This window comes from Acetobacter estunensis (assembly GCF_011516945.1).
Classification (GTDB): Bacteria; Pseudomonadota; Alphaproteobacteria; order Acetobacterales; family Acetobacteraceae; genus Acetobacter; species Acetobacter estunensis.
Window position 1 is genome coordinate 15,571 of the sequence record NZ_WOTH01000011.1, and the last position, 24,509, is coordinate 40,079.

Consider the following 24,509-nt stretch of genomic DNA (forward strand, 5'->3'; position numbering starts at 1 on the left):
AAAGGGAAGTGGAAGCGAGATGTCAGTCGAGATCAAGGTGCCGACGCTGGGCGAGAGTGTCACGTCGGCGACTGTTGCGAAGTGGCTGAAGAAGGCGGGCGATCAGGTCGCGGAAGACGAGCCCGTTGCCGAACTCGAAACAGACAAGGTCACGGTCGAGGTTCCGGCCCCACAGGCCGGAGTTCTCGGGCAGCCCGCAGTCAAGGAAGGGGACGAGGTCGAGGTCGGCACGGTTCTGACCACCCTTGAGCCCGGTGCTTCGGGCAAGACGGCCGCCAAGTCCGCTCCGGCTCCGAAGGCCGAAGCGCCCAAGGCTCCGGCCCCTGCCGCGAAAGCCGTCTCTGCGCCAGCAACGAAATCCGCGGCTCCTGAGGTCGATGCGGCAGCAGCCTTGCCGTCCGCCCGCAAGCTGATGGCGGAGAACAATCTCTCGGCACAGCAGATCGGCAGCGGTTCCGGCAAGGACGGTCGCATCACTAAGAGTGATGTGCAGGCCTTCCTGACGCAGCCGTCCGTTGCTTCGCAGGCTCCGGCCAAGCCGCCGCGTCAGGACGATCCGCGTGAAGAGCGTGTGAAGATGACGCGTCTGCGTCGCACGATCGCGCGCCGTCTGAAGGATGCGCAGAACACGGCGGCGATGCTGACGACCTTCAACGAGATCGACATGTCGGCGGCCAAGCAGATGCGCGTCGATTTTCAGGATCTCTTCGTCAAGAAATACGGTGTGAAGCTGGGCTTCATGTCGATCTTCTCGAAGGCCGTGATCGCGGCTCTGGCCGAGTTCCCGGCGATCAATGCCGAGATCGATGGCGAGGACGTCATCTATCGCAACTTCGTCAATCTCGGCATTGCCGTGGGCGGCCCGAACGGTCTGGTCGTGCCGGTGATCAAGGACGCCGAGAAGCTGAGCCATGCCGAGATCGAGAAGAAGATCGCGGGTTTTGGTAAGGCAGCGCGGGAAGGCACGCTCAAGATCGATGATCTGGCAGGCGGCACCTTCTCCATCACCAATGGCGGCATCTATGGCTCCATGCTGTCTACGCCGATCCTGAACGCGCCGCAGTCGGGCATTCTGGGGATGCACAATATCGTGGATCGTCCGGTTGCTGTGAATGGCAAGGTCGAAATCCGCCCGATCATGTATGTGGCGCTGTCCTATGACCACCGCATTGTGGACGGCAAGGAAGCGGTCAGCTTCCTCGTGGCGGTGAAGAAGTATGTCGAGGAGCCGCGTAGTCTGCTGCTCGGACTCTGAAGTTAAGGCAGAGGGCGTGCCTGCGGTCCATGGGACCGAAGGCGCGCCCTTGTCTGTTGAAGGAAAGCCATCGGGCTTTCCACGTTCCGGTGCCGTCAGGGCCGGGGCGCACCATACCTGACGATGGACGCGCATGCGCCGTGCTGACACGACGGGCGTCGATCGGTTTCAAGCGGGACGGAGAAACATGGCTATCGAGATCAAGGTTCCGACACTCGGCGAAAGCGTCACCTCGGCCACGGTTGGCAAGTGGCTCAAGCAGCCGGGAGACGCGGTTGCGGTGGACGAGCCGGTGGTCGAACTGGAAACCGACAAGGTGACTGTCGAGGTTCCGGCTCCGGCTACGGGTGTGCTGGAAAGCCACGTTGCCAAGGAAGGCGATGAGGTCGAGGTCGGTGCAGTGCTGGCCACGTTGGCGGAGGGCGCGAAGGCCGCATCCAAACCGGCAAGCGCTCCGGCCCCGAAGACCGAGGCGCCTGCGGCCGCGAAAAAGCCTGCTCCAGCCGCTTCCGAAGCGCCGTCTGAGACCGATTACGACATCGTGGTGATCGGTGCTGGTCCCGGCGGCTATGTCTGCGCCATCCGCGCGGCTCAGCTTGGATTCAAGGTGGCGTGTGTTGAGAAGCGCGCGACACTTGGTGGCACCTGCCTGAACGTGGGCTGTATTCCGTCCAAGGCACTGCTTCAGTCGTCCGAGAACTATCACGCGGCCAAGACCGAATTCGCCACGCATGGCATCGACATCGAAGGCATCAAGCTGAATCTGGCCCAGATGCAGAAGCGCAAGGCCGGCATTGTCGATGCCAACGTCAAGGGCGTGGAATACCTCTTCAAGAAGAACGGCATCACCTGGCTCAAGGGTGAGGGCAAGATTCAGGGCACGGGCAAGCTGACTGTTGCGGGCAAGCCTGTGACGGCAAAGCACATCATCATCGCCTCAGGCAGCGACAGCGCGGGCCTGAAGGGCGTCGATGTGGACGAGAAAACCATCGTCACCTCTACGGGTGCGCTGGAACTCTCGGCGGTGCCGAAGAAGCTGGTCGTCATCGGTGGTGGCGTGATCGGCCTTGAGTTGGGCAGCGTGTGGCACCGTCTGGGCGCGGATGTCACGGTTATCGAGTTCCTCGATCGTCTGATCCCCGGTACGGACAATGAGATCGAAGCCGCTTTCCGCAAGATCCTGACCAAGCAGGGCCTCAAGCTGAAATTGGGTCATAAGGTCACGAAGGCGGAAAAGACTGGGAAAGGCGTGAAGCTCTCGGTGGAACCGTCGGCCGGTGGTGCAGTGGAGACGCTGGAGGCGGATATCGTGCTGCTGGCCATTGGACGCACGGCCGCCAGTGAAAACATGGGGCTGAAGGAAGCGGGCATTGCGCTCGATAACCGTGGCCGCATTGAAGTGGACGATCACTTCGCGACGAGCGTTCCCGGCATTTACGCCATTGGCGATGTGATCCGTGGCCCGATGTTGGCGCACAAGGCCGAGGAAGAGGGTGTGGCCGTTGCCGAAATCCTCGCCGGTCAGGCTGGGCATGTAAATTATGACGCTATTCCGGGCGTGATTTACACATGGCCGGAAGTGGCGACGGTTGGGTTTAGCGAAGAGCAGCTCAAGGAAAAGGGCGTTGCCTATAAAGTTGGCAAGTTCCCCTTCATGGCGAACGGACGTGCACGTGCGCTGGGCATGACGGACGGTTTCGTGAAAGTCATTGCAGATGCCAAGACAGATCGTGTTCTGGGTGTGCACATCATCGGGCCGTGTGCGGGTGAACTGATTGCCGAATGCACGATGGCGATCGAGTTTGGCGCATCGTCCGAGGATATCGGTCGCGTGTGTCATGCTCATCCGACGCTGAGCGAGGCGGTGAAGGAAGCGGCCCTCGGTGTGAACGGTGGATCGTTGAATATCTGAAAACAGAAACTATCGCGTCCTGAATGGTCTTTCGGAGGGACGTGCAGTTTGTGAAGCGGAGATGGCGGAAATGCTGTCTCCGTTTTTTTGTTGAATGGCGTTTGGTTCTGTTTTGCCGAAAGTGGCCGGAGGCGAGGAGCGGGACGCACCTCTGCAATCATCCCGTAAGGGCGAAATGGTGACGGGCAGCACAGAAATATCCTACGATGTTTCGAGAAGGCGAACGTTGCGCATTGCGGTGCGACAAACGCAAACGATACTTCAGGGATGGTTATGGGAAATCAGGTTTATTCCATCTGGTCACAACTGAACGGGCTTCTGCCTGTCGTGCTCGGATATGTGGGGCAGTTTATACTGGCCTTGATTGTTCTTTTTATCGGCTGGAAACTTGTCAACGCAGTGACCCGCGCGATGGGTCGCATGATGTCGGCAAGTCATATAGAGCCGACACTGCGTGGGTTTTTGCTGAGTGTCGTCGGGCTGTTTCTGAAAGCTCTTCTGCTGATCAGCGTGGCGTCCATGGTCGGTATTGCGACGACGTCGTTTGTCGCGGTTCTTGGTGCCGCAGGTCTGGCGGTTGGCATGGCGTTGCAGGGTAGTCTTGCGAACTTTGCTGGCGGTGTTTTGATTCTTCTGTTTCGTCCATTCAAGGTGGGTGATTCGATCACGGCAGGGGGAAGCTCCGGTACGGTGACGTCGATCGAGATGTTCCGCACTGTCCTGCTCGATGCGAATAACGAGATAATCTTTATCCCCAACGGAACATTGTCGAACAACATCGTGGTCAACAGTTCGGAGTCGGAAAGGCTTCTGGGGTCTGTAAGCCTGCTGATCGATTACAATGACGATCTCGACAAGGCCCGCGCGCTGCTTCTGGGGTTAACGGAGCAGGACGAAGGAGTGCTTAAAGATCCAGCACCTTCGGTCTCCTTCCTGCCGAAGCCTGCAAATATTCAGGTGACGCTTGGGTTCTGGTGTGCTCCGGGAGATGTTTCATCACTGGTTGGAAAATATTCCGAGGAGTCCATCAAAGTGCTTCAGAAAGCTGGCTATCGTCTTGGCGTAACGGCACGAGCGGCAGCATGAAGCATGCCGGATCGGGTTCAGGAGAAAGGGTGAAGAGATAACCGCCCCTTGATCTCTCTGTCATCCGATGTCGCACATAAAAAGGCCCGGTCCCGCAAATTGCGAGACCGGGCCTTTTTACATTCAGAGTGGAGCGACCGGAGACGTCGCTCCTGTCACCGCAATCAGAACGGCGCGTCGATATCGACGACGTCGATCAGCTTGTGATTGACGAACTCCTTGATGCCTAGGTCGATCAGCTCACGGCCGAAGCCGGAACGGAGCACGCCACCGAACGGCAAGTCCGCCTTCACCATCGTCGGATGGTTGATGTAGACCATGCCGGTTTCGATCTGCTCGGCCACGCGCTCGCCACGGGCTTCGTCCTTGGTGAAGACCGAACCGCCAAGACCATATGGGCTGTCATTGGCCACGCGGATCGCCTCGGCTTCGTCCTTCACGCGGAACAGCAGCGTGACAGGGCCGAAGAACTCTTCGCGCATCGCCGGGTTGTCATCCTTGAGGTTGGTGAGGATCACCGGACGGAAGAACGCACCCTGATTGGGCATTTCCAGCGGGATCTCTTCTGCCTTTGCGCCTGCGGCAACCGCACCTTCGACCTGCTTTTTCAGATCGTCAGCGGCTTTCTGCGAAGACAGCGGCGCCAGCGTCGTGGCGGGGTCCATCGGATCGCCCATTTTCAGCTTGGACACGCCCTCGCGGTAGCGCTTGACGAACTCGTCATAGACACCGTCCACGACGATCAGGCGCTTGGAGGACACACAGACCTGACCGGCGTTCCAGTGGCGTCCGAAGACGGCCCAGTTCACGGTCTTCTCCAGATCGGCATCTTCCAGCACGATGAAAGCATCCGCGCCGCCCAGCTCCATGGTGCACTTCTTCAGCGCCTGACCGGCTTCGGAGGCCAGACGTGCGCCAGCGCCCTCGGAGCCTGTCAGAGCCAGACCGCGCACGCGGTGGTCGGCAAGGATGCGCGAGACCTGATCGTGCGTGGGGTAGAGGTTCTGGAACGCGCCCTTGGGCAGACCGGCCTTGATCATCAACTCGTCCATGGCGGCAGCACACTGCGGCACGTTGGAAGCGTGCTTAAGGACGACCGTGTTACCGGCGGAGAGCTGCGGCGCGATGATGCGCGCGACCTGATAGAACGGGAAGTTCCACGGCTCGACAGCCAGCAGCACGCCCAGCGGCTGATGGATCACTTTCGCGCGGCCCTCGTCCTTGCTGGCGACGGGCAGATCCTGCGGGACCAGCAGCTTCTCGGCGTTCTTGGCGTAGTATTCGAAGATCGCGGCGGACAGTTCCGTCTCGGCCTTCGATTCTGCGAAAATCTTGCCCATCTCCAGCGTCAGCAGCTTGGAGTAGTCATCAATGTTGGCGCGCAGGATGTCGGCAGCATTCTGCATGACCTTCGCGCGCTCAGCGAAGGAGGTCGTGCGCCACGACAGGAAGGCGTTGTGGGCTGCGTCCAGCGCCGTGTTGATCTCGGCGTCGGTCGAATTGGGGAACACCTTGATCTGTTCATTCGTGAACGGATTGGTTGTTGCGTAGGCCATCCTCTGTTCCTTTTTTCTTCTGCGCGAGGGGAAACCCGTGCCTGAGGACAGGCACGGTAAGCACGTCAGTTCCGGAAGTCGAGCACCACGCGTCCGTCGATGCGACCATGTTCGAGGTCGTCGAAGATGCGGTTGATGTTCTCCAGTTTGTCGGGCTTCACAACGCTGTGAATCTTTCCCTCAGCAAAGAAGGACAGCGCCTCGATCATGTCGAGACGCGTGCCCACGATGGATCCGCGGACCGTTGTTCCCGTCATGACCATGTCGAAGATCGACACCGGAAATTCACCCGGCGGCAGGCCATTGAGAACAATCGTTCCACCGCGTCGTGCATAGCCCATGGCCTGTGAAAAGGCGATACGGGAGACGGCCGTCACCAGCGCGCCATGAGCGCCGCCGACTTCCTTCTGCACGAAGGCTGCGGGGTCTGTGTCCTTGGCATTTACGGTCAACGCCGCGCCCAGTTCCTTGGCAGTCTTCAGTTTTGTGTCATCGATATCGACGGCGATCATGTTTTTGCCCATGGCCACGCCGTACTGAATGGCCATCTGGCCCAGACCGCCCACGCCCGAGATCGCCACCCAATCACCGGGCTTGGTGTCGGTCATTTTCAGACCTTTATAGACCGTCAGGCCCGCGCACAGCACTGGTGCGATCTGGATCGGGTCCACGCCCTTGGGAATGTGCGCCACGTAGTTCGGATCGGCCACGACATATTCCGCGAAGCAGCCGTTCACGGTGTAGCCCGTGTCTTGTTGCTTTTCGCACAGCGTTTCCCAGCCACCCAGACAGTGCTCGCAATGACCGCAGCTCGAATACAGCCACGGGACGCCGACCACATCGCCTTCCTTGATCCAGTTGACGTTGCTGCCAACCTGCACGACGTGGCCCACGCCCTCGTGGCCGGGGATGAATGGGGGTTTGGGTTTGGTGGGCCAGTCGCCGCTCACGGCGTGCAGGTCCGTGTGACAGACGCCACAGGCGTCAACCTTCACCAGGATCTGGTTCTGATTGATCGTGGGAATGTCCAGCTCTTCGATTGTCAGCGGTTTGCCGAACTCGTGGGCGACCGCCGCTTTCATCTTGCCTGCCATGTCCCTTTTCCTTTCTTTTGTCCGATCCCTGAAATGAAAAACCCCTGCCACCGGAGTGGCAGGGGTGGGGATCAGTTGGTTCCCAGTGCCTTCACAGCTTCAACCATCTTGCTCAGCACGGCTTGTGCGTCACCAAAGACCATCGAGCAGTTCTTCGCGAAGAACAGCGGGTTCTGCACGCCCGAATAGCCCGTGCCCTGACCACGTTTGATGACGAAGACCTGATGCGCCTGATCGGCGTTGAGGATCGGCATGCCGTAGATGGGGGAAGACTTGTCCGTGCGTGCGGAAGGGTTGACCACGTCGTTGGCGCCGATAACGAGCGCAACGTCGGTGGATTTGAAGCTGTCGTTGATGTCGTCCATGTCGTAGATCATGTCGTACGGCACGCCGGCTTCGGCGAGCAGCACGTTCATGTGACCGGGCATACGACCCGCAACAGGGTGGATGGCGAACTTCACGTCCACGCCCGCTGCCTGAAGCAGCTTCACGAACTCGTAGAGCTTCTGCTGCGCCTGAGCCACCGCCAGACCGTAGCCCGGAATGATGATGACGCTCGACGCATAACGCATGGTGGTGGCGGCATCGGCCGGGTCGACCGATTTCATCTCGCCCTGCGGTCCCTTGGCCTGCTGGGAGGCAGCACCGAAGTTGCTGAACAGCACGTTGGTGATCGAACGGTTCATGGCCTTCGCCATCAGCACCGTCAGCAGTGTGCCAGCCGAACCCACGACCATGCCCGCGATCATGAGTGCGGGATCGGCCATGACATAGCCTTCGAGACCCACGGCCAGACCGGTGAAGGCGTTGTAGAGCGAGATCACCACCGGCATGTCCGCACCGCCGATCGGCACCGTCATGCACAGCCCGAAGAACAGTGCGCCAGCAAAGAACAGGAGGGCGTACAGGCCGCCTTCCGGCGCTCCGTTCATCTGCGCGATGACGGTCATGATGCCCAACACGACGGTGCCAAGGAAAATGGCGAGGTTGAACACCTTCTGCCCACCGAAACGGATGGGATTGCGCATCTTGCCGTCAAGCTTGGCCCACGCGATGAGTGAACCGGTGAGCGAGATACAGCCGATCAGCGCGCCCGTGACGGTCACGCCCAGATGCAGGGCCGAGCCGCCCGCGTGGTGCAGAAGCGCCACCGCTGCCACGGCCGCAGCCGAACCGCCACCCATGCCGTTGAACAGCGCTACCATCTGCGGCATGGCCGTCATGGGGACTGTCCGCCCCTTGCGGCCCGCCCACAGGCCGCCCAGCAGAAGCGCAAGGACAGCCAGCCCGAGATTGACGGGAAGATGCGGCAGCACATCTTCGGGAAGGTTGAAGACCTGAAGGAAGCTGGCCACGACCACGAAGGCCATGCCCCAGCCCGCGATGACGATGCCTTTGACAGCCGTGACCGGCGAAGACATGCCCTTGAGGCCGTAGATGAACAGTCCGGACGCAACCAGACCGCTCAGGGCCACAATGTATTCGAGCAGATTCATGATGCGCTCTTTTCGTCAGACTTTTTCGCCGGCTTGGTGGCACTGGGCTTGAACATGGCCAGCATCCGGTCGGTCACGACATAGCCGCCCATCACGTTGCCCGCACCGAACAGGACACCGAAAAAACCGATGATCTGTTCCGCCAGCGTGGTGGCCGAGAGCAGGGCGCTGAGCGCGCCCACCACAACGATACCGTGAATGAAGTTCGAGCCGGACATCAGCGGTGTGTGCAGGATCGACGGCACCCGGCTGATGACCACGTAACCTGTGAACGCCGCCAGCATGAAGATGTAGAGGGCGATGATGAAAGTCATGGAGGTGATGATCATGACGTCGGTCCTTTCGGCGCAGCAGGGGCCGGAGAAGGCTTCGGAGCCGCAGGTGTCGGGGCAACCGGTGTGCCCTCGACCACGGCACGCACGCCATCATTGGTGATCTTGCCGTCATGGGTGACGAGTGTCTTGGCGATCACCTCATCCGTCAGGTCCAGTGTCAGCTTGCCATCCTTGATGATCTGTTCGAGCAGATTGAGGATGTTCTTGGAATACAGCTCACTGGCCTGCTCGCTGAGATAGGACGGCAGGTTGGTCGGGCCGATAATCAGCGCGGGCCCGACCTGAAGCGTCTCACCCGCCTTGGTGCCTTCGCAGTTGCCACCGCCTTCGGCACCCATGTCCACGATGACGGAGCCGGGCTTCATCTTCGCGATCTGGTCCGCGTCGATCAGACGTGGTGCACGGCGGCCCGGGACCGCAGCCGTGGTGACGATGAGATCGGCACGCGCGATATGATCGCTCAGCACCGATTTCACCTTGGCTTTTTCGGCGTCTGTCAGTTCGCGGGCGTACCCGCCCTGACCGGTGGCGTCCACGCCTGTATCCACGAATTTCGCACCCAGCGAGTGGGCTTCATCCTTCGTTTCCGGCCGGACGTCATAGCCTTCCGTCACCGCACCGAGACGGTGGGCGGTCGCCAGCGCCTGAAGCCCGGCCACACCAAGACCCATGATCAGCACCTGCGCGGCCCGGAGAGAGCCAACGGCGGTGGTCATCATGGGCAGAATCTTGGGCATGTGCACGGTGCCGAGCAGCACGGCGTAGTAGCCCGCGAGCGTGGCCTGACTGGACAGGGCGTCCATGGCCTGCGCGCGGCTGATACGGGGGATCTGCTCCATTGCGAAACAGGAAATCTTCTTGTCCCGCAGTGCCTTCACCAGATCGGGATGAGTGCGCCCGTAGATGAAGGAGATGAGGATGGCTCCCGGTTTCATGACCTGCACAAGGTCGGGAGAGGGGGGATTGACCGCAAGGACGATATCGGCGGAAGCGACGAGGGATTTCTCGTCTTCCACGATGGAGGTGTCCTTGTAGGTGGCATCGGGAAAATAGGAAGTGAGACCGGCTCCGGCTTCGAGGGCGACAGACGCCCCCAGACGCTTGATGCGCTCCGCAACGACGGGCACCAGCGCAACGCGCCGTTCTCCTTCGTCCTTTTCCCTGATCGCGGCGATCGTAAGGCTCATGATCAGTTGTCCATGCTGGGTTGTGGCTATCTGCGGTCGGCAAGTGCTGACGTTGCCAGTGGGCTTGCCCGCCGAACGCCCGAGGACGCTAACGACTCTGTTATCAACCTGTGCGGCAAGGCTCCTTGACGTGTATCAACTTCTGCAACGAAGGCAGGATTGCGTAGTTCATCCAGTTTCCCTGCACAGGAAAGACATTCGGCCTTCAGATTGGCCAAGTGACACTTTTTCATGTGCGATTTTCGACTGATATGAAGATTTCATGTCGGTGGAATGGGGAAGGCTTCCGGCGGAAAGATATTTCCACCTCCCTGCTCTTTAGAGGAGGGAGCTAGGGACATGAGGCGGATGCTGGTGGCAACTGGTTCTCGCTCACTCTTCGCGTGGGACTTTATATGATGTCTGGGGCAGGAGAGGGAAGAAAATGCCCTTGGCGTAAGAAACGGATGGAAGGACGCTCTGACACAGTATTATGTCGTATTGAGAGTGGAATATTTCCAGCAAAAGACGCAATAACAGGAATTGCATATATTAGGAGAGACGCAGATGGCTACCGGCTGGGCTCCCGACGGAGCCGTTCAGGATCAGATTGATGACACCGTGGCAGACGCGGTCAAACGCGTGCGGGCGCACATCCCCAAGGGAGAGAGCGCCATGCAGTGCGTGGAGTGTGGGGACGATATTCCCCAAGCCAGACGACAGGCCGTGCCGGGTGTGAAACTGTGCATCGAATGCCAGTCCGAGCGTGACAAGCAGCCTGTATTCAGTGGGATCAACCGACGCGGCAGTAAGGACAGCCAGTTGCGCTGATTACGGGGCCGTTTTCTTTCTCTTTGTTGCAGAAAAAGAGGGGGAACCCGTTGATCTTATAGATCCATTGAGAGCGAAAACTTGAAGGTCTGAGGTTCACCCATTGTCAGATAGCCTTGATAAGCGGATGCCCAGTAGCGTTGGTTATTGATGTTCTCGACACTGAAGCGTGCCGTCATCGGCTTTTTATCGACAAGGAAGACATAGCGGGCGCCGAGATCAAATCGGGTCCATGCGGGAAGATGCATGGAGTTGGAGACCGTAACCTGCTGTTTGCCTGTGCTGACCACACGCCCGATAACGGTCAGTCCTTTGAGGAAAGGCACATCGTATTCGAGATTGCCGTTAATCATGTAGTTCGGCACACCGATGGCGGTTTTTCCGTTATAGGGACCGCCTCTGGTGTTGGCATCGATCAGCGAGATACCACCGTTGTAGCGAAGGCCGGGAAGAATATCCCCATTGAAGGTGAGTTCCATGCCTTTGGCGCGTTCATTGGCGATGGTATAGATTGATTGTCCGGTGGTTCCATAGGCCTCGGCTACGCCATAACGGCGCGTAAGCTGATAAAACGCAAGTCCTACGGCAAAGCGGCCGATATCGTATTTAGCGCCGACTTCGTATTGGGTGCTTTGGTAGGGGGCGAATGAATAGCCCGCGTTTACATAGTTTGCGCCGACAAGATCGCCTTTCTGAAGGCCTTGAATACGATTGAAATACAGTGCGAAGTTCTTGATGGGATGGATGACAAGCCCGATGACGGGAGAGAATGCGTGCTGATCGTAGCTTGCGTTCTTGTTCCCTGTTCCATAATCGTAGTTGTTGGCAAGGATGTTCTGGAATCGAAAGCCGCCTGTGAGCGCGATGCGATCTCCCCAGAACTTCATCGTGTCGGACAGGACAAAGCTGTAGAGCTTGTTGAAACCCACGCGACCCGGATTTTTTAGACTTCCTCCCGAATAGTCTTCGAGATGATTTTTAATCGCCTTTGTGTCGTAAATATTTCCAGTGTACGTGTTTGCCCAGTTCATTGTGTAGGCCGAATCAATGTCCTGCCAAATGGCGTCCGCGCCAGCGTTGATCTCATGCTTGATCGGGCCTGTCTTATAGTTTGCCCGCACGCCAGCTTTGACGCTCTCGTTCATGAAATTATAGGCATCGGACATGGCGCCGATGGTGGCATCTCCCGTGCGGGCATTCGTAAGGGTCGGCGTTGAATAGTCTCCCATTTCATTGCCGCTTTGGGCGCCAAATGAGCCATAAGCGGTAATGTGTTTATCAAAATCATGTTCGACGTTCATCATGCCGAACAGATATTTGAGATTGGAATATGCCCATTTCTGTGACCAGTTATGGGAGGGGCTTGGTGCGCGAGGAGCCTTGATAACGCCGTCCAGACCGGATGTCAGAATGCCAGCGCGGCCGCCGTAAATATCCTGCTGCTGATAGGCCATATCGAGATTGATGCGCGTTTTTTCATCGTGCCAGTCGAATGCGCCACCAAGGGCGATGTCGTCGCGCTTTTCAAAATTGATGGCATCGTAACCATCCATGCCGGCCGCATTGAAACGGAAGCCGAACTGGCGCTCATCGCCAAAGCGCCGACTGATATCAACGGCCCCGCCACCGCGTCCGGGACTTGTGTAATCACCAGTGACACGTGTCAGGTCTTTCTCGCGGGCATGTTTGAACTCAAGATTGATGTTGCCACCCACACCGGAGCCACCCGGAGCAGCGCCGAAGAGAAAGCCGTTCGCACCGTTGAGCACCTGCACATTGTCGTAAAGCTGCGGTGAAACAAGCTGACGCGGCGTAATGCCATACAGACCGTCAATCGAGACATCGTCGCCGTAGAGCACGTTTCCACGGATCTGGAAGACCTGCGCAAAATTGCCGTAGCCGGTGGTGGTGCGTACGGTCGGGTCGTTGTCGAGCACTTCCCCAAGCGTTTGCGCCTGCTGATTTTCGATCAGAGAGGATTTGTAGTTGCGAACGCTAAAAGGGACATCAATACCGCGCTTTTTTCCCAGAATGCCAAGGTTGCCACCACTGCTGACATACATCCGGTTTCCTCGTGCCGCCGTGACGATGATGCGTTCGACACGTGTCGCTTCCGTTTCCGCCGGAGGAGTTTTGGAAGGGCGCGTTTTAGCGGGAGTGGCAGCGGTATTCACACTGCTTTCGGCAGCATGGGCGGGGTGTATCCTCAACGACAAGAGGAGGGCTGTTGCCAGAAGAAATGTTGTGCGGTTCGACAACTTTTCTTTCAGCCCTGATGTGATGTGGCCAGTCATGGTGACATCTCTCTTCGTGTCAGACGGGCGCATATAACGATTCTAAGAATCAATTGCAACAATGGGGCCGGACTGCCCATGTGTCGTGATGGTGTGCCTCACTCAGAGTTGGCTTTGCAGAAAAGGCTAGTGATTATAGGGCGGAAGAACCAGCATGAACGCACGAATTCTGCATTTCTGTGCGTTATGGTTCTGAAGAATAGAATGAGTTCTTTGCTGTTGTTGGAACATGGCAAAGAAAAAGCGGGCTTCAGCCCGCTTTTTCCGTGACGCGGTCCAGCAACCGCCGGAAGGCGAAGCCGGTAGGTTTCTCGTCCAGCACAGGGGAGGGTTGCATTGCCACATCAAACTGATCCAATGCGTGTGCCCACACGCTCAGATCGGTTCCATCGGGCACCTCCACCGTGCTCACGCCGCAGCGGATCAGCATTTCGTACTGATCGGGCAGCACATGTCCCGTAGCGCGGATGTCACCTGTGAAGTGTAGGTGCTCACGCAGGGCGCGCGCCTGACTGAAAGCGCGGCCATCACGGAAGATGGGAAAGGTTACGGCAACCAGAGCCAGTTTCGGTAGCGCTTCTTTCAGCGCCGACACCTGTGCATCTGCCGGCAGCAGCACGCCGACGCGCCCGCCCATATGCGCCAGCCCTTCTGTCAGGCGCTCCAGCGGCACGATGATATCACCTGTGTCCAGCGCCTCGCCCTCGGCCACATAACGCCAGGTGTTCTGGACTGGACGTCCATTTTCAAGCAGGGGCATAGACAACATCCTTGAACGTGGCGGTGCCGAGGCGGCGATAGGTGTCGAGGAACCGCTCATCATCCTTGCGGTTGACGAGATAGAAGTCGATCAGGCGTGCCGCCGCTTCGACCGTGTCGTCCTCGCTCATGGCCGGCCCGAGGATCTGACCGATGGAGGCGTCTTCCTCACCCGAGCCGCCAAGCGTGATCTGGAACGCTTCCTCTCCGCGCTTGTCCACGCCGAGGATGCCCAGATGCGCAACATGGTGATGACCGCAGGCATTGATGCAGCCCGAGATGTTGATCCGCAATTCCCCGATGCGCTCCTGTAATTCCGGGTCTGCGAAACGTGAACTGATCTTCTGCGCGATGGGAATGGAGCGGGCATTGGCCAACGCGCAGTAATCAAGGCCGGGGCAGGCAACAATGTCAGTGATGAAGCTGATATTCGCCGTGCCAAGGCCAGCGGCGGAGAGGCGCGTCCACACCTCATGCAGCTTGTCCTGACGGACATGCGCCAGAACCACGTTCTGAAGATGCGTGGCGCGGATTTCGCCAAAGCTGTATTCGTCCGCCAGATCGGCCAACAGATCCATCTGATCCGCCGTCACGTCACCCGGAATACCGCCCGCAGGCTTGAGGGAGACGACGATCGATATATAGCCCGGCGCCTTGTGCGGGTTCGTGTTGGTGCGCACCCATGCGTCGAATTTGCGATCGGCAGCACGCGCTTTGGTAAGCTGTGCGGGCGCGTCGCCCTCGGATGCGAAATCGGGTGTGCCGAAGCGGGCGCGAATGGCGGCGATCAGATCCGGATTGAGGCGATAGCGCGAGCGGTCCATGGCCGCGAACTCAGCGTCCACGCGACTGCGGAATTCTTCCGCGCCAAGCGCCTGCACAAGAATCTTGATGCGCGCCTTGTAGATGTTATCGCGGCGGCCGAATTCGTTGTACACGCGCAGGATGGCTTCCTGATACGCGAGCAGGTCTTCTTCCGGCAGATCGTCGCGCAGCAGCACACCCACGATGGGGGTGCGACCCAGACCGCCGCCCACATACACTTCGAACACCGGGCGACCATGCGGGCCGGGCTTGGCGATCAGCCCGATGTCGTGGAAGCGCGCTGCCGTGCGGTCATGCGGGCTGCCGGTGATGGCAAACTTGAATTTGCGCGGCAGGAAGGTGAATTCGGGGTGCAGTGTGGACCATTGCCGCAGGATCTCGGCATGCACGCGCGGGTCGAGCAGTTCGTCCTGCGCGGCCCCGGCGAACTCATCGGATGTGATGTTGCGGATGCAGTTGCCGCTGGTCTGGATGGCGTGCATCTCGGCTTCTGCGAGTAATTCCAGTGCTGCGGGTGTGTCTTCCAGCGCCATCCAGTTGAACTGGATGTTCTGGCGCGTGGTGAAGTGCCCGTAACCACGGTCGTACTCGCGCGCGATGCGGGCAAGGGCGCGCATCTGTGCAGAGTCCATCGTGCCGTAAGGCACGGCGACGCGCAGCATATAGGCATGAAGCTGGAGGTAGAGGCCGTTCATCAGGCGGAGCGGCTTGAACTCGTCCTCAGTCAGCGCGCCACTGACGCGGCGCTTTACCTGATCGCGGAACTGTTCGATGCGCTCGCGCAGAAACGCGCGATCCACTTCGTCATAGCCATAGCGGCCGACGGGGAGTATGCGGGGGGCGGTTTCGTTGCGGATCATGGTCTCAACCGACATGCTGCGCCTCCTTCTGGGGCGAGAACTCGGGGTGTACGGACGGCCCGAAGGCGCGGATGCGTTCGCGCACCGTGACGGGGACGACGCCGTGGCCCGGCTCCTCCGTCACCTGCACGCCATAGACACCCACGAGACCGAGTGACTGCGCCTGCGTCTTCAGGCTGGCCAGCAGGCCTTCGACCTCGGTGTTGGAGATCAGGGCAGCCTCGGCAATATGCTCGCGCCATGAGCCATCGGCGGCACGCCAGACCGTGATGCCGTCCAGCAATCGGTTGGCGGTGATGACGCTCTGTCCGTCGGCGTCGCGCCGGTTGCTCCTGATGTCCACCACTTCGAAAACACTCTCCCGCTTGTGTCCGCATATGGCGGACTCTCATTGCTAATTTTACGTCCAAGGAGCCATGAATACAACAGGAAAGCGATATTGAACGATCCTGATTCGTTGAATGTGATTGTCTGCTCAGGCCCAGCCGTCGCAGCGCTCTTCCACCATGCGTCCATTCCTGAACAGACGCGCGGCGTCGATGTGCAGTTCCACGCTCTCGCCCACATCCCACGGTGTAGCGCTGAGGATATCCACCACGCGGTCGCCCATGTCCACGGCCAGCCGCGCAAAGCCGTAACGCAGCCCCACCTTACGGGCCGGCGCACCATTGACGGCGGAGGTGATGCGCACCTCATGCGGACGGATAAGGGCTATGATCTCCCCATCCGCAACCCCCGGCACGGAAAAACGTGCCACATGCGGGTCAGCAGGAATGAACATGCCGCCTGAGACCTGTCCCGCGAATTTCAGGGTTTCACCGAGAAACTCCATCACGAACGGCGTGGCGGGACGTGCTTCCAGCGCGTCGGGGCCTGCGTCCTGCACGATACGACCGTCTTGCATCACCACCAGTCGGTCCGAGACGTCCAGCGCCTCTTCATGATCGTGGGTGACGAGGATGGTGGTCAGGCCAAGCTGGTCGTGCAGGGCGCGGAGCCATTCGCGCACCGAACGGCGCACGACCGGGTCTAGTGCGCCGAAGGGTTCATCCAGCAACAGATGACGCGGGCGGGTGGCGAGCGCACGGGCCAGCGCCACGCGCTGCCGCTGGCCGCCCGAAAGCCGCTGCGGCCACACACCGCCCATGTCGGGCAGATGGATAAGATCGAGAAGTTCCTGCACGCGACGGTCTATTTCGGCCTGCGGCGGACGTTGCGAGCGCGACATCACATCCAGTCCGAACGAGATGTTGCGCGCCACCGTCATGTTGCGGAACAGGGCGTAGTTCTGAAACACGAAGCCGATATTGCGGTCACGCGCGGACAGGCCGGTGGCGTCACGTTCATCGATCACCACGGAGCCGGACTGGAAAGCGTCCAATCCCGCAATGGCTCGCAGAAGCGTCGTCTTGCCTGCGCCCGATGGTCCGACGAGGGCCATGAACGAGCCGTCCGGCACGTCCAGCGACACGCCATCGAGCAGCACCTTGCTGGCATTGCCGGGGGCTGTGCGCACGAGGTTTTCGATCCTCACGCTCATGGCGCGGTGTCCTTTGTCTGAAGGCTGGCTCTGGCGCGGGCTTCGAGCAGCGAGCGCAGGCCCACCGTCGCCATGGCCATCAGGGCGAGAAGGGCGGCCATGCTGAAGGCGGCGACGGTCTGATAACCGTTATAGAGGGTCTCGATGTGCAGAGGCATGGTCTCGGTCATGCCCGGAATATGGCCCGAGACGACCGAGACCGCGCCGAATTCACCCATCGCGCGGGCGGTGGTGAGCAACACACCCGAGAGCAGCGCCCAGCGTGCTTCGGGCAGCGTGACGCGCCACAGGATTTGGAAAAACGACGCACCGAGCAGCATGGCGGCCTCTTCCGCATCACGTCCCTGCTGTTCCATCAGCGGTGCGATGGTGCGGGTGACGTAAGGGAAGGTGACGAACAACGTGGCCAGAAGGATGCCCGGCGCTGCGAACGCGATGTGGATGTTCATCCGGTCCAAAGCCTCTCCCCACCAGCCCTGCGTGCCGAAGAGCAGCAGCCACACGAGGCCCGCCACCACGGGCGAGACGCTTATGGGCAGTTCGATCAGCGCTACGAGGAACCCACGCAACGGGAAGCGGTATTTGGAGATCACCCACGCCGCCAGCACGCCGAAAATGGTGTTGATGAGCACCGAGAGCGCCGTCATCACCAAGGTCAGACGGATGGCCGAAAGGGCATCCGGGTCCGCCAGAGACGCAATGGGGGCGCCCGCGCCGTTGCGCAGCGCCTCGGTCATGACGAGGACGGGCGGCAGGATGAGAATGACGGCGATGATCGCCCATGTGAGCGCGGCCAGTCCCCAGCGTGACGATCCGATCATTCGTCCGCTCCCACGATCAGACCGCGGGCCACGCGGCGGCGCAGCCACGCCACGGCGGCAAGGCAGAGCGAGGAAATCACCAGCAGCACGAAAGCGATCGAGGTCGCGCCCGCATAGTCATATTCCTGCAAGCGCACCACCACGAGCAGCGGTGCAATCTCGCTGTGATAGGGCTGATTGCCTGCGATGAAGATGACCGAGCCGTATTCTCCGATCCCGCGCGCAAAAGCGAGACCAAAGCCGCTTACGGCGGCTGGCAGCAGGGTGGGAAGAATAACTCGCCAGACGGTCTGCCATGGCCGCGCACCGAGCAAGCCTGCGGCTTCTTCCAGTTCTGGCGGCAGATCGCGCAGCACGGGTTCCACACTGCGCACGATGAAGGGCAGCCCGACAAACATCAGCGCCACGACGATACCGGTCGCGGAATAGGCAATCGAAAGACCGAGTTTCGCCAGCGGTGCGCCCAGCCAGCCTTGCGGCCCATAGAGCGTGGCCAGCGTAATGCCTGTTACCGCCGTAGGGATGGCGAATGGCAGGTCGATCAGCCCGTCAGCAATGCGGCGTCCGGGCAGACGTCCGCGCACCAGCGCCCAAGCGAGGGTCAGCCCGAGCGGCACGTCGATGAGAGCGGCGAGAAGGGCTGTGGTGAAACTCACGCGCAGGGCGGCGAACATACGCCCGTCATGCAGGGCGGCCAGCATGGCGCTTGGGCCTTCCTGCCACGGCCGGACGATGAGGGCGGTCAGGGGCAGGGCCACGATCAGCCCCACCCACAACAAGGTGCCCCCGAGCGCAAGCCGGAATCCGGGCAGGGGATCACGCGCCCGACGGGATCGCAGTGAAGCCGCGACAGTCATTGGGCGGGGCTGCTTCCATGAAGCGAGACCAACCACTTCTTTGGAAAGGATGCCGGATGGGAAGAGCCAGTCGGTGCAGGGGCCACGTGGGCTGTCCGATGAAGGCAGACGCCGTGGAGCGTGAAAAACGGAAAGCTGGCCGACATCAACGGGTTCCCGGGTGATATATAACGTTCGTCAATCGTTTATTTTGACAAACTCACGTTAGAACCTGCGCGTTATTCCCGCAAGCCCTTCCGTGGAACCCGATTTATCAACTATTTTATTTTGTGCTTTTCCCGGCTGATGCGGCCTTCGGTTTGTCAGGATTGGTGCTCCCCGGCGGGAGATAGCGTGGGTCCACTACCTGTGACGGCAGGCCAACTCGTGCCAGCAGGGCGTCCGCCTTGTCCTGCCAGGGTTTCAACCCGTGGGCGTCGAGCAGCATGGCGTGCGAATCGTTGCCGAATTTCTTGATGTCCAGAAGCTCGGCCTTGTCGTTGCCGTCGTGATACGCGGCGAACATGGCCTGCCATACATCGGTGGGCGCTTTGGAATCGTTCTCGCCCTGTATCCACAATGTGGGCAGTTCACTGCGCTCGCCAAAGACGCGCGCGCCTTCGACCAGTGACTGTCCGTCATCGTGGCAATCGGATTCGTGCATCAGGGGATAGAACAGGAGTTGGGCTTTCATGCCCGGCAGGGGGGTCGTGCCGAATGCCATCTGCACCCATCCACCAAAACTGATCCCCGCTGTGACAATGCGGGTACCGTCGAGTTCGGAACGCTGTTCGAGCACGGTCTGAATAACAGTGCGGATGTCTTGTGCATCCGACCAGCCCACACTCGCCAGATCGCAGCCGCCGGTGATGATGTGCCCGCCCGAGCCGCCGAAGCCGCGCGGCATGGGGCGCAGCACCGCATAGCCCCGGGCAAGGAAATAACCCGAGAGATAGTCGTAGCGGTCGCGCTTGCCGCGCGCGTCTTCCGAGACACCGGACGCGCCGCCGCTGACGATGGCAAGGGGCAGAGGCTTCTTCGCGCCGTGGGGAACGAGCAGAGTGGCTTCCAGCGGAGTGCCATCCTCCACGGGAATACGGAATACCGTCTCGTCCATCGGCGCGTGAGTGTCGGGTGTCTGGCTTTCCTCGTGAGAGGTGACGAAGCTCTTTGCCGCGTGAGCCTGCGGTATCGCGACGGCCAGAACCCCTGCCACGATCAGAACATCATTCCATTTCATTATTCGCTTTCCCGGCATCGTCGTGGTGACATGCAGATATTCGTTTAACACTTGTGGCAAAGGATGGGACAGGTGCCTATTTTTATACAATGCGCCTGACCCTGCACACGGATTATGCTCTCCGTACGCTGATCTATCTCGCAAGCGTGCCGGACCGGTTCGCATCTGCCCGCGAAATTGCGCGCGCCCACGGTATTTCCGAAAATCACCTCGTCAAGATTGTCCATAAGCTGGGGCAGTGCGGCTTTGTGGAAACGACGCGCGGGCGCAATGGCGGTATTCGTCTGGCACGTTCTCCTGCGGAGATTCGCATTGGAGAGGTCGTGCGTCAGACCGAGCCGACCACCGTTCTTGGCCCCTGCCAGGCGGAAGAAGCCAAGCCCCCCGCGCAGGCCTGCTGCCTTTTACCCGATTGTGGCCTTCGAGGCGTTTTCACGGAAGCAAATGATGCTTTTTTCGGCGTGCTCGACCGTTACACGCTGGCCGATGTGATGAAGAAGAGCATCATGCGGACGCTGTTGCCGCCCGGTGTGACTGTGTGATCGCTCGTGCGGATACGGTGAACACACGCCAAATTACCCAACTATAGGGAAATGGCACGCCACGAGGCGCTCGTCCCCCAAGGACCGCAGTGTCGGCGCGTCCTGCGCACAGCGTGCCTCCGCTTTCGGGCAACGTGTGTGAAAGCGGCATCCCGATGGCGGGGCGATCGGGCTGGGTACATCTCCACGCAGCAATGTGCGAGAAGCGTGCAGACGAATGACAGGCTCCGGCACGGCCGCGATCAGTGCGGCCGTGTAGGGGTGAGCGGGTGTGTGCAGCACCGTGTCCGTTTCCCCCATCTCCACGATGGTGCCCAGATACATCACTGCCACCCGTGTGGAGATTTGTCGTACCACCGCCAGATCGTGGGCGATGAAGACATAGGTCAGCCCCAACCGCTCCTTGAGGTCCGTGAACAGGTTGACGATCTGTGCCTGCACCGAGACATCGAGCGCTGAAACCGGCTCATCCGCTACGATCAGGCGTGGCGAGAGGGCCAGCGCCCGGGCAATGTTGATCCGTTGCCGCTGACCGCCGGAGAATTCGTGTGGGTAGCGCGCGAGTGCTGAGACCGGCAGCCCCACGAGGTCCATCAGTTCTTCCAGCCGCGCCGCGATGGTGGCACGTGTTCGACGCTGGCCATGAACATCGCGATGGATTTTCAACGGTTCCGCCAGCAGGTCTCCGATACGCCGCACCGGGTTGAGGGAGGCGTAGGAATCCTGAAACACCATCTGCATCCGTGGCCGCAAGGGACGGAGAGTGCGTTCAGAGGCGCGGGAGATGTCATGGCCTTCAAAGAGCAGTTCGCCGGAGGTCAGATCCGTCAGCCGCAGCAGACAACGGCCAAGTGTGGATTTGCCGCAGCCGGATTCCCCCACCAGCCCCAGCACTTCGCCCGGTCGCACTTCCAGCGAAACGTCATCTACGGCCTGTAATGTCTGTCCCCGATTGAGTCGATACGTCTTTCGGATGCTGCGCGCGACAAGAAGCGGCTCGGTCATGGCGTCTCTCCCGCCGTGATACGGGGCGGCAGCGCATGGCCCTCTGTGGGCAACACACACGCGACTTCCTGTTCTTCCCATACGATGAGCGGTGGTTTTGTGGTGCAGCTTGCGTGTGCATAGTGACAGCGAGGAGCGAAGGCGCAACCGGAAGGGCGCGCGGCGGGAGAGGGGGGAACGCCCGCGATGGAGGGCAGGCGCGCCGGGCGTGGGCCGGTCAGGGGCGGGATGGAGTCCAGAAGTGCGGTCGTGTAGGGGTGCGCGGGACGTGCAAAAAGAGCGGCTGCCGGGCCTGTTTCCGCCATGCGACCGGAATAGAGCACCAGCACGTCATCGCAGGTTTCCGCCACAACGCCCATATCATGGGTGATGAGCAGAACGCCCGATCCGTAATCATGACGTAACCCACGAAGAAGATCGAGAATCTGCGCCTGTACCGTCACATCCAGCGCCGTGGTCGGTTCGTCCGCGATCAGTAGTGCTGGGTTGCACGACAACGCCATGGCGATCATCGCGCGCTGGCGTAAGCCCCCCGAAAGCTGATGTGGGTAGCGGTTGGCTGTGCGCTCTGGGTCCGGCACGCCCATCTCGTTCAGTAGTTTCACTGTGCGGGTGCGGGCGTCTCGACGACTGATTTTTTCATGGGCGCGGATGGCTTCGTCGATCTGCCAGCCGATGGTGTAAACCGGTGTGAAGGCTGTCATCGGATCCTGAAAGATCATCGCGATCTCGCGCCCTCGCACATGGCGCAACGCCCGTTGGGACAACCCCACCAGTTCACGTCCGCGAAAGCGCACCGAGCCGCTGACCACCAGCCCCGGCATGTCCAGAAGCCCCATGATGGCAAGTGCCGTGACACTCTTGCCCGAGCCGGACTCCCCCACCAGCCCGAGAATTTCCCCGGCCCCTGCCGTGAACGAAACGCTATCCACAAGGGTGATGTCTTTTTCGCTGCCAGTGAGCGTCACGCGCAGGTCGCGTACATCCAGAAGAGGCATGTCAGCGTCCATCGCGCACTCTCGGGTCCAGAACGAGATAGATCACATCCACCAGCGCGTTCGCCAGCACGACGAAGACGGCGGAATACATCACGCTCGCCATGATGAGCGGCAAATCCAGTGCCCCCATCGCCTGATAGGTCAGTCGTCCGACACCACCGAGGCCGAACACCACCTCTGTCAGCAGCGCGCCCCCACCGATGAGTTGCGCAAAATCCATGCCGAACATGGAGATGAAGGAAATCATGGATGTCCGCAGCCCATGCACCAGCAGCACGCGCAGCGGTGACAATCCCTTGGCGCGCGCAGTCCGCATGAAGTCCTCGTCCATGACGGACACGAGATCGGCGCGGAGGATGCGGGCGTAGAGTCCAATGAACAGCACGGCGAGTGTGCACCATGGGATTACCAGTGCACGAAACCAGCCCAAGGGACTTTCAGAAAACGGGATGTAGCCCGGACCCGGCACCCATGAGAACAGCCATGTGTCATGGAAACGCGCCTGCGTGATGAGATTGGCGACTTGTCCAAGCCAGAACACGGGGATGGAGAGACCCACCAGCCCGATCATCATCAGCGTGCGATCAATCCATGTGTTGCGAAAAGCCGCCGCTACCGTGCCCATGCAGATCGAGACGCTCACCCAGATCACGGCAGCACCTGCGGCCAGCGAGAGGGTGATGGGTGCGGCTTTCGCCAGTTCCGGCACCACCAGTTCGCCGCGATTGGCGTAGGAGGCGAGGTCTTGCGTGATGAAGAGCTTTTTCATCATGGTGGCGTATTGCACGGGCAGCGGTCGGTCGAAGCCGTATTCGTGCCGCACGCGCTCGATGGTCTGTGGGGAGGCGTTCTTGCCCGCGATGCGCGATGTTGGGTCCGTACCGGGCGTGGCGAGGAAGACGAGAAACACCATCACGGAAATGCCGAACAGCACGAACACGGTCTGGCCAAGGCGCTTGAGCAGGACGAGCAGCATCAGCCGTTCTCCCTGCGTGAATCCCGCACATCCAGTGCGTCACGCAATGTGTCGCCCAGCACGTTGAGCGCCAGAACCACCAGCACGATGGCAAGACCGGGGGCCATGGCGACCATCGGGCGTGTGTAGATCAGCCCTTCGCCATCCTGAATGATGGTGCCCCATGAGGCGGCAGGTGCCTGCACACCGATGGAGAGAAACGACAGCGCGGATTCCGTGAGCAGGGCAAGCGCCGTGAGCAGGGGCGCCAAGGCTACGAGCGAGCCGGTCACATTGGGCAGAATGTCCACCATAAGGATGCGAAAACGCGGCACGCCAAGACTGCGGGCGGCCAACACGAATTCGGCGTTGCGCAACGTCATCACGCGCCCGCGCACCACGCGCGCGGCGTAGGGGATATAGACCAGCGCGATGATGAAGATGGGCAGAAGCAGATTGTCGGACGCGATGGTGAAGGGACCGATCTTCAGCCCTTGAGCAATGGTAACGATGGAGAGCGAGATGGCGAACAGATAGACCGGCACGGCCCACATGATGTCCATGATGCGCGAAAGCACCATGTCCAGAACACCGCCGAAGAAACCGGCGAAGATTCCGACCGTGGCGGAAAGGATCATGCACAGTGCGGCGGCGAAGAAGGCAATCAGCAGGGAGTTGCGACCGCCATAGAGCAAGCGTGCCGCGACATCGCGCCCCTGACTGTCCGCGCCAAGAAAGAAGGGCGCGCGCCATGTCGGGCCGACCGGGCTGAGGCCGAGATGCAGCGGATTGTCATCGGGCTGCATGATGTCGATCTGTTGGCCATCGAGCGTGAAACTTCCGGCCACATTCGAACGAAATGGGTCTGTGTGCGCAATGTCGCGGGCATAGAAGGGCGCGCACAGGCTGGCTGTCGCCATACAGGCCAGAAGGGCAAGTGATGCCATGGCGGACCGACTGGCAAAAACCCTTTGACGGGCGCGACGCCATGGACCGGCTGGAGATGCTGCGCCTGTCATGCTCGAGGCGAACCGGAAAGGATACCGTAGGGTCGGACGTTTTTTCGAATACCGTGTGATACGGAGGCAGACGGAAAGATGCGG

General features: G+C 60.2%; 22 protein-coding genes. 5 read left to right on the top strand and 17 right to left on the bottom strand.

Features of this window, described 5'->3' with window-relative positions; all coding sequences use genetic code 11:
- The first annotated feature begins 19 nt into the window (after positions 1–19).
- The 3 genes from odhB (at position 20) to GOB87_RS07220 (ending at position 4,253) form a co-directional block, all read left to right on the top strand.
- Positions 20–1,255, top strand: coding sequence for a 2-oxoglutarate dehydrogenase complex dihydrolipoyllysine-residue succinyltransferase (odhB, locus tag GOB87_RS07210; protein WP_166314359.1), 1,236 nt, complete (start codon positions 20–22; stop codon positions 1,253–1,255).
- A 187-nt stretch (positions 1,256–1,442) separates the two neighbouring features.
- Positions 1,443–3,167 (top strand): dihydrolipoyl dehydrogenase, encoded by a 1,725-nt coding sequence (lpdA, locus tag GOB87_RS07215; RefSeq protein WP_166314362.1) that lies wholly within the window; start codon positions 1,443–1,445, stop codon positions 3,165–3,167.
- A gap of 267 nt (positions 3,168–3,434) precedes the next feature.
- The gene (locus tag GOB87_RS07220) at positions 3,435–4,253 is read left to right on the top strand and encodes a mechanosensitive ion channel family protein (protein ID WP_194303258.1); all 819 of its coding nucleotides are present in this window, start codon (positions 3,435–3,437) and stop codon (positions 4,251–4,253) included.
- Positions 4,254–4,417: 164 nt separating this feature from the next.
- Here the strand turns inward: GOB87_RS07220 and GOB87_RS07225 are convergent, their stop codons facing one another.
- From GOB87_RS07225 to GOB87_RS07245, 5 genes are all read right to left on the bottom strand, one after another.
- On the bottom strand, positions 4,418–5,809 hold the full coding sequence (locus GOB87_RS07225; RefSeq protein WP_166314368.1) for an NAD-dependent succinate-semialdehyde dehydrogenase: 1,392 nt from the start codon (positions 5,807–5,809) through the stop codon (positions 4,418–4,420).
- A 65-nt stretch (positions 5,810–5,874) separates the two neighbouring features.
- The gene (gene adhP, locus GOB87_RS07230) at positions 5,875–6,903 is read right to left on the bottom strand and encodes an alcohol dehydrogenase AdhP (RefSeq protein ID WP_166314371.1); all 1,029 of its coding nucleotides are present in this window, start codon (positions 6,901–6,903) and stop codon (positions 5,875–5,877) included.
- A gap of 71 nt (positions 6,904–6,974) precedes the next feature.
- Positions 6,975–8,399, bottom strand: a complete 1,425-nt coding sequence (locus GOB87_RS07235) for an NAD(P)(+) transhydrogenase (Re/Si-specific) subunit beta (RefSeq protein WP_166314374.1) — start codon at positions 8,397–8,399, stop codon at positions 6,975–6,977.
- Positions 8,396–8,728 carry an NAD(P) transhydrogenase subunit alpha gene (locus tag GOB87_RS07240; RefSeq protein ID WP_166314377.1) on the bottom strand — a complete coding sequence of 111 codons (333 nt, stop codon included), beginning with the start codon at positions 8,726–8,728 and terminating at the stop codon, positions 8,396–8,398. The genes GOB87_RS07235 and GOB87_RS07240 overlap by 4 nt, the downstream gene beginning before the upstream one ends.
- A complete protein-coding gene (locus GOB87_RS07245; protein ID WP_166314380.1) occupies positions 8,725–9,921 on the bottom strand; it encodes an NAD(P) transhydrogenase subunit alpha in 1,197 nt (398 codons plus the stop codon). Before GOB87_RS07245 ends, GOB87_RS07240 begins: the two co-directional genes overlap by 4 nt.
- Positions 9,922–10,467: 546 nt before the next feature.
- On the opposite strand from GOB87_RS07245, the gene GOB87_RS07250 reads away from it, so the two are divergent.
- Positions 10,468–10,731, top strand: coding sequence for a DksA/TraR family C4-type zinc finger protein (locus GOB87_RS07250; protein ID WP_166314383.1), 264 nt, complete (start codon positions 10,468–10,470; stop codon positions 10,729–10,731).
- Between the two features lie 56 nt (positions 10,732–10,787).
- Here GOB87_RS07250 and GOB87_RS07255 read toward each other — a convergent pair whose 3' ends face one another.
- The 8 genes from GOB87_RS07255 to GOB87_RS07290 form a co-directional block, all read right to left on the bottom strand.
- The gene (locus GOB87_RS07255; RefSeq protein WP_166314386.1) at positions 10,788–13,025 is read right to left on the bottom strand and encodes a TonB-dependent receptor; all 2,238 of its coding nucleotides are present in this window, start codon (positions 13,023–13,025) and stop codon (positions 10,788–10,790) included.
- A 250-nt stretch (positions 13,026–13,275) separates the two neighbouring features.
- Complete coding sequence (locus GOB87_RS07260) at positions 13,276–13,785, bottom strand: DUF934 domain-containing protein (RefSeq protein ID WP_166314389.1); 510 nt, start codon at positions 13,783–13,785, stop codon at positions 13,276–13,278.
- On the bottom strand, positions 13,772–15,484 hold the full coding sequence (locus tag GOB87_RS07265; protein ID WP_242006224.1) for a nitrite/sulfite reductase: 1,713 nt from the start codon (positions 15,482–15,484) through the stop codon (positions 13,772–13,774). Before GOB87_RS07265 ends, GOB87_RS07260 begins: the two co-directional genes overlap by 14 nt.
- Positions 15,474–15,812: a DUF2849 domain-containing protein gene (locus GOB87_RS07270; RefSeq protein ID WP_166314570.1), complete on the bottom strand. Its 339-nt coding sequence runs from the start codon at positions 15,810–15,812 to the stop codon at positions 15,474–15,476. Before GOB87_RS07270 ends, GOB87_RS07265 begins: the two co-directional genes overlap by 11 nt.
- Positions 15,813–15,944: 132 nt before the next feature.
- Positions 15,945–17,009 (bottom strand): sulfate/molybdate ABC transporter ATP-binding protein, encoded by a 1,065-nt coding sequence (locus tag GOB87_RS07275; protein WP_166314392.1) that lies wholly within the window; start codon positions 17,007–17,009, stop codon positions 15,945–15,947.
- Positions 17,006–17,830 (bottom strand): sulfate ABC transporter permease, encoded by an 825-nt coding sequence (locus tag GOB87_RS07280; protein WP_166314395.1) that lies wholly within the window; start codon positions 17,828–17,830, stop codon positions 17,006–17,008. The genes GOB87_RS07275 and GOB87_RS07280 overlap by 4 nt, the downstream gene beginning before the upstream one ends.
- Positions 17,827–18,687, bottom strand: coding sequence for a sulfate ABC transporter permease subunit CysT (gene cysT, locus GOB87_RS07285; protein WP_166314398.1), 861 nt, complete (start codon positions 18,685–18,687; stop codon positions 17,827–17,829). The genes GOB87_RS07280 and cysT overlap by 4 nt, the downstream gene beginning before the upstream one ends.
- 262 nt (positions 18,688–18,949) lie before the next feature.
- Entirely contained in the window at positions 18,950–19,906 is a 957-nt protein-coding gene (locus tag GOB87_RS07290) for an alpha/beta hydrolase family protein (RefSeq protein ID WP_166314401.1), read from the bottom strand.
- 89 nt (positions 19,907–19,995) lie between these two features.
- Here GOB87_RS07290 and GOB87_RS07295 point away from each other — a divergent pair, with 89 nt between their 5' ends.
- Positions 19,996–20,448 (top strand): RrF2 family transcriptional regulator, encoded by a 453-nt coding sequence (locus tag GOB87_RS07295; protein ID WP_166314404.1) that lies wholly within the window; start codon positions 19,996–19,998, stop codon positions 20,446–20,448.
- Between the two features lie 33 nt (positions 20,449–20,481).
- Here GOB87_RS07295 and GOB87_RS07300 read toward each other — a convergent pair whose 3' ends face one another.
- The 4 genes from GOB87_RS07300 to GOB87_RS07315 are packed head-to-tail and all read right to left on the bottom strand — an operon-like array spanning position 20,482 to position 24,425.
- Entirely contained in the window at positions 20,482–21,453 is a 972-nt protein-coding gene (locus GOB87_RS07300; protein WP_166314407.1) for an ABC transporter ATP-binding protein, read from the bottom strand.
- Entirely contained in the window at positions 21,450–22,463 is a 1,014-nt protein-coding gene (locus GOB87_RS07305; protein WP_166314410.1) for an ABC transporter ATP-binding protein, read from the bottom strand. Before GOB87_RS07305 ends, GOB87_RS07300 begins: the two co-directional genes overlap by 4 nt.
- Positions 22,453–23,427, bottom strand: coding sequence for an ABC transporter permease (locus GOB87_RS07310; protein WP_166314413.1), 975 nt, complete (start codon positions 23,425–23,427; stop codon positions 22,453–22,455). The genes GOB87_RS07305 and GOB87_RS07310 overlap by 11 nt, the downstream gene beginning before the upstream one ends.
- Positions 23,427–24,425 (bottom strand): ABC transporter permease, encoded by a 999-nt coding sequence (locus GOB87_RS07315; RefSeq protein WP_166314416.1) that lies wholly within the window; start codon positions 24,423–24,425, stop codon positions 23,427–23,429. Before GOB87_RS07315 ends, GOB87_RS07310 begins: the two co-directional genes overlap by 1 nt.
- Between the last annotated feature and the right edge of the window lie 84 nt (positions 24,426–24,509).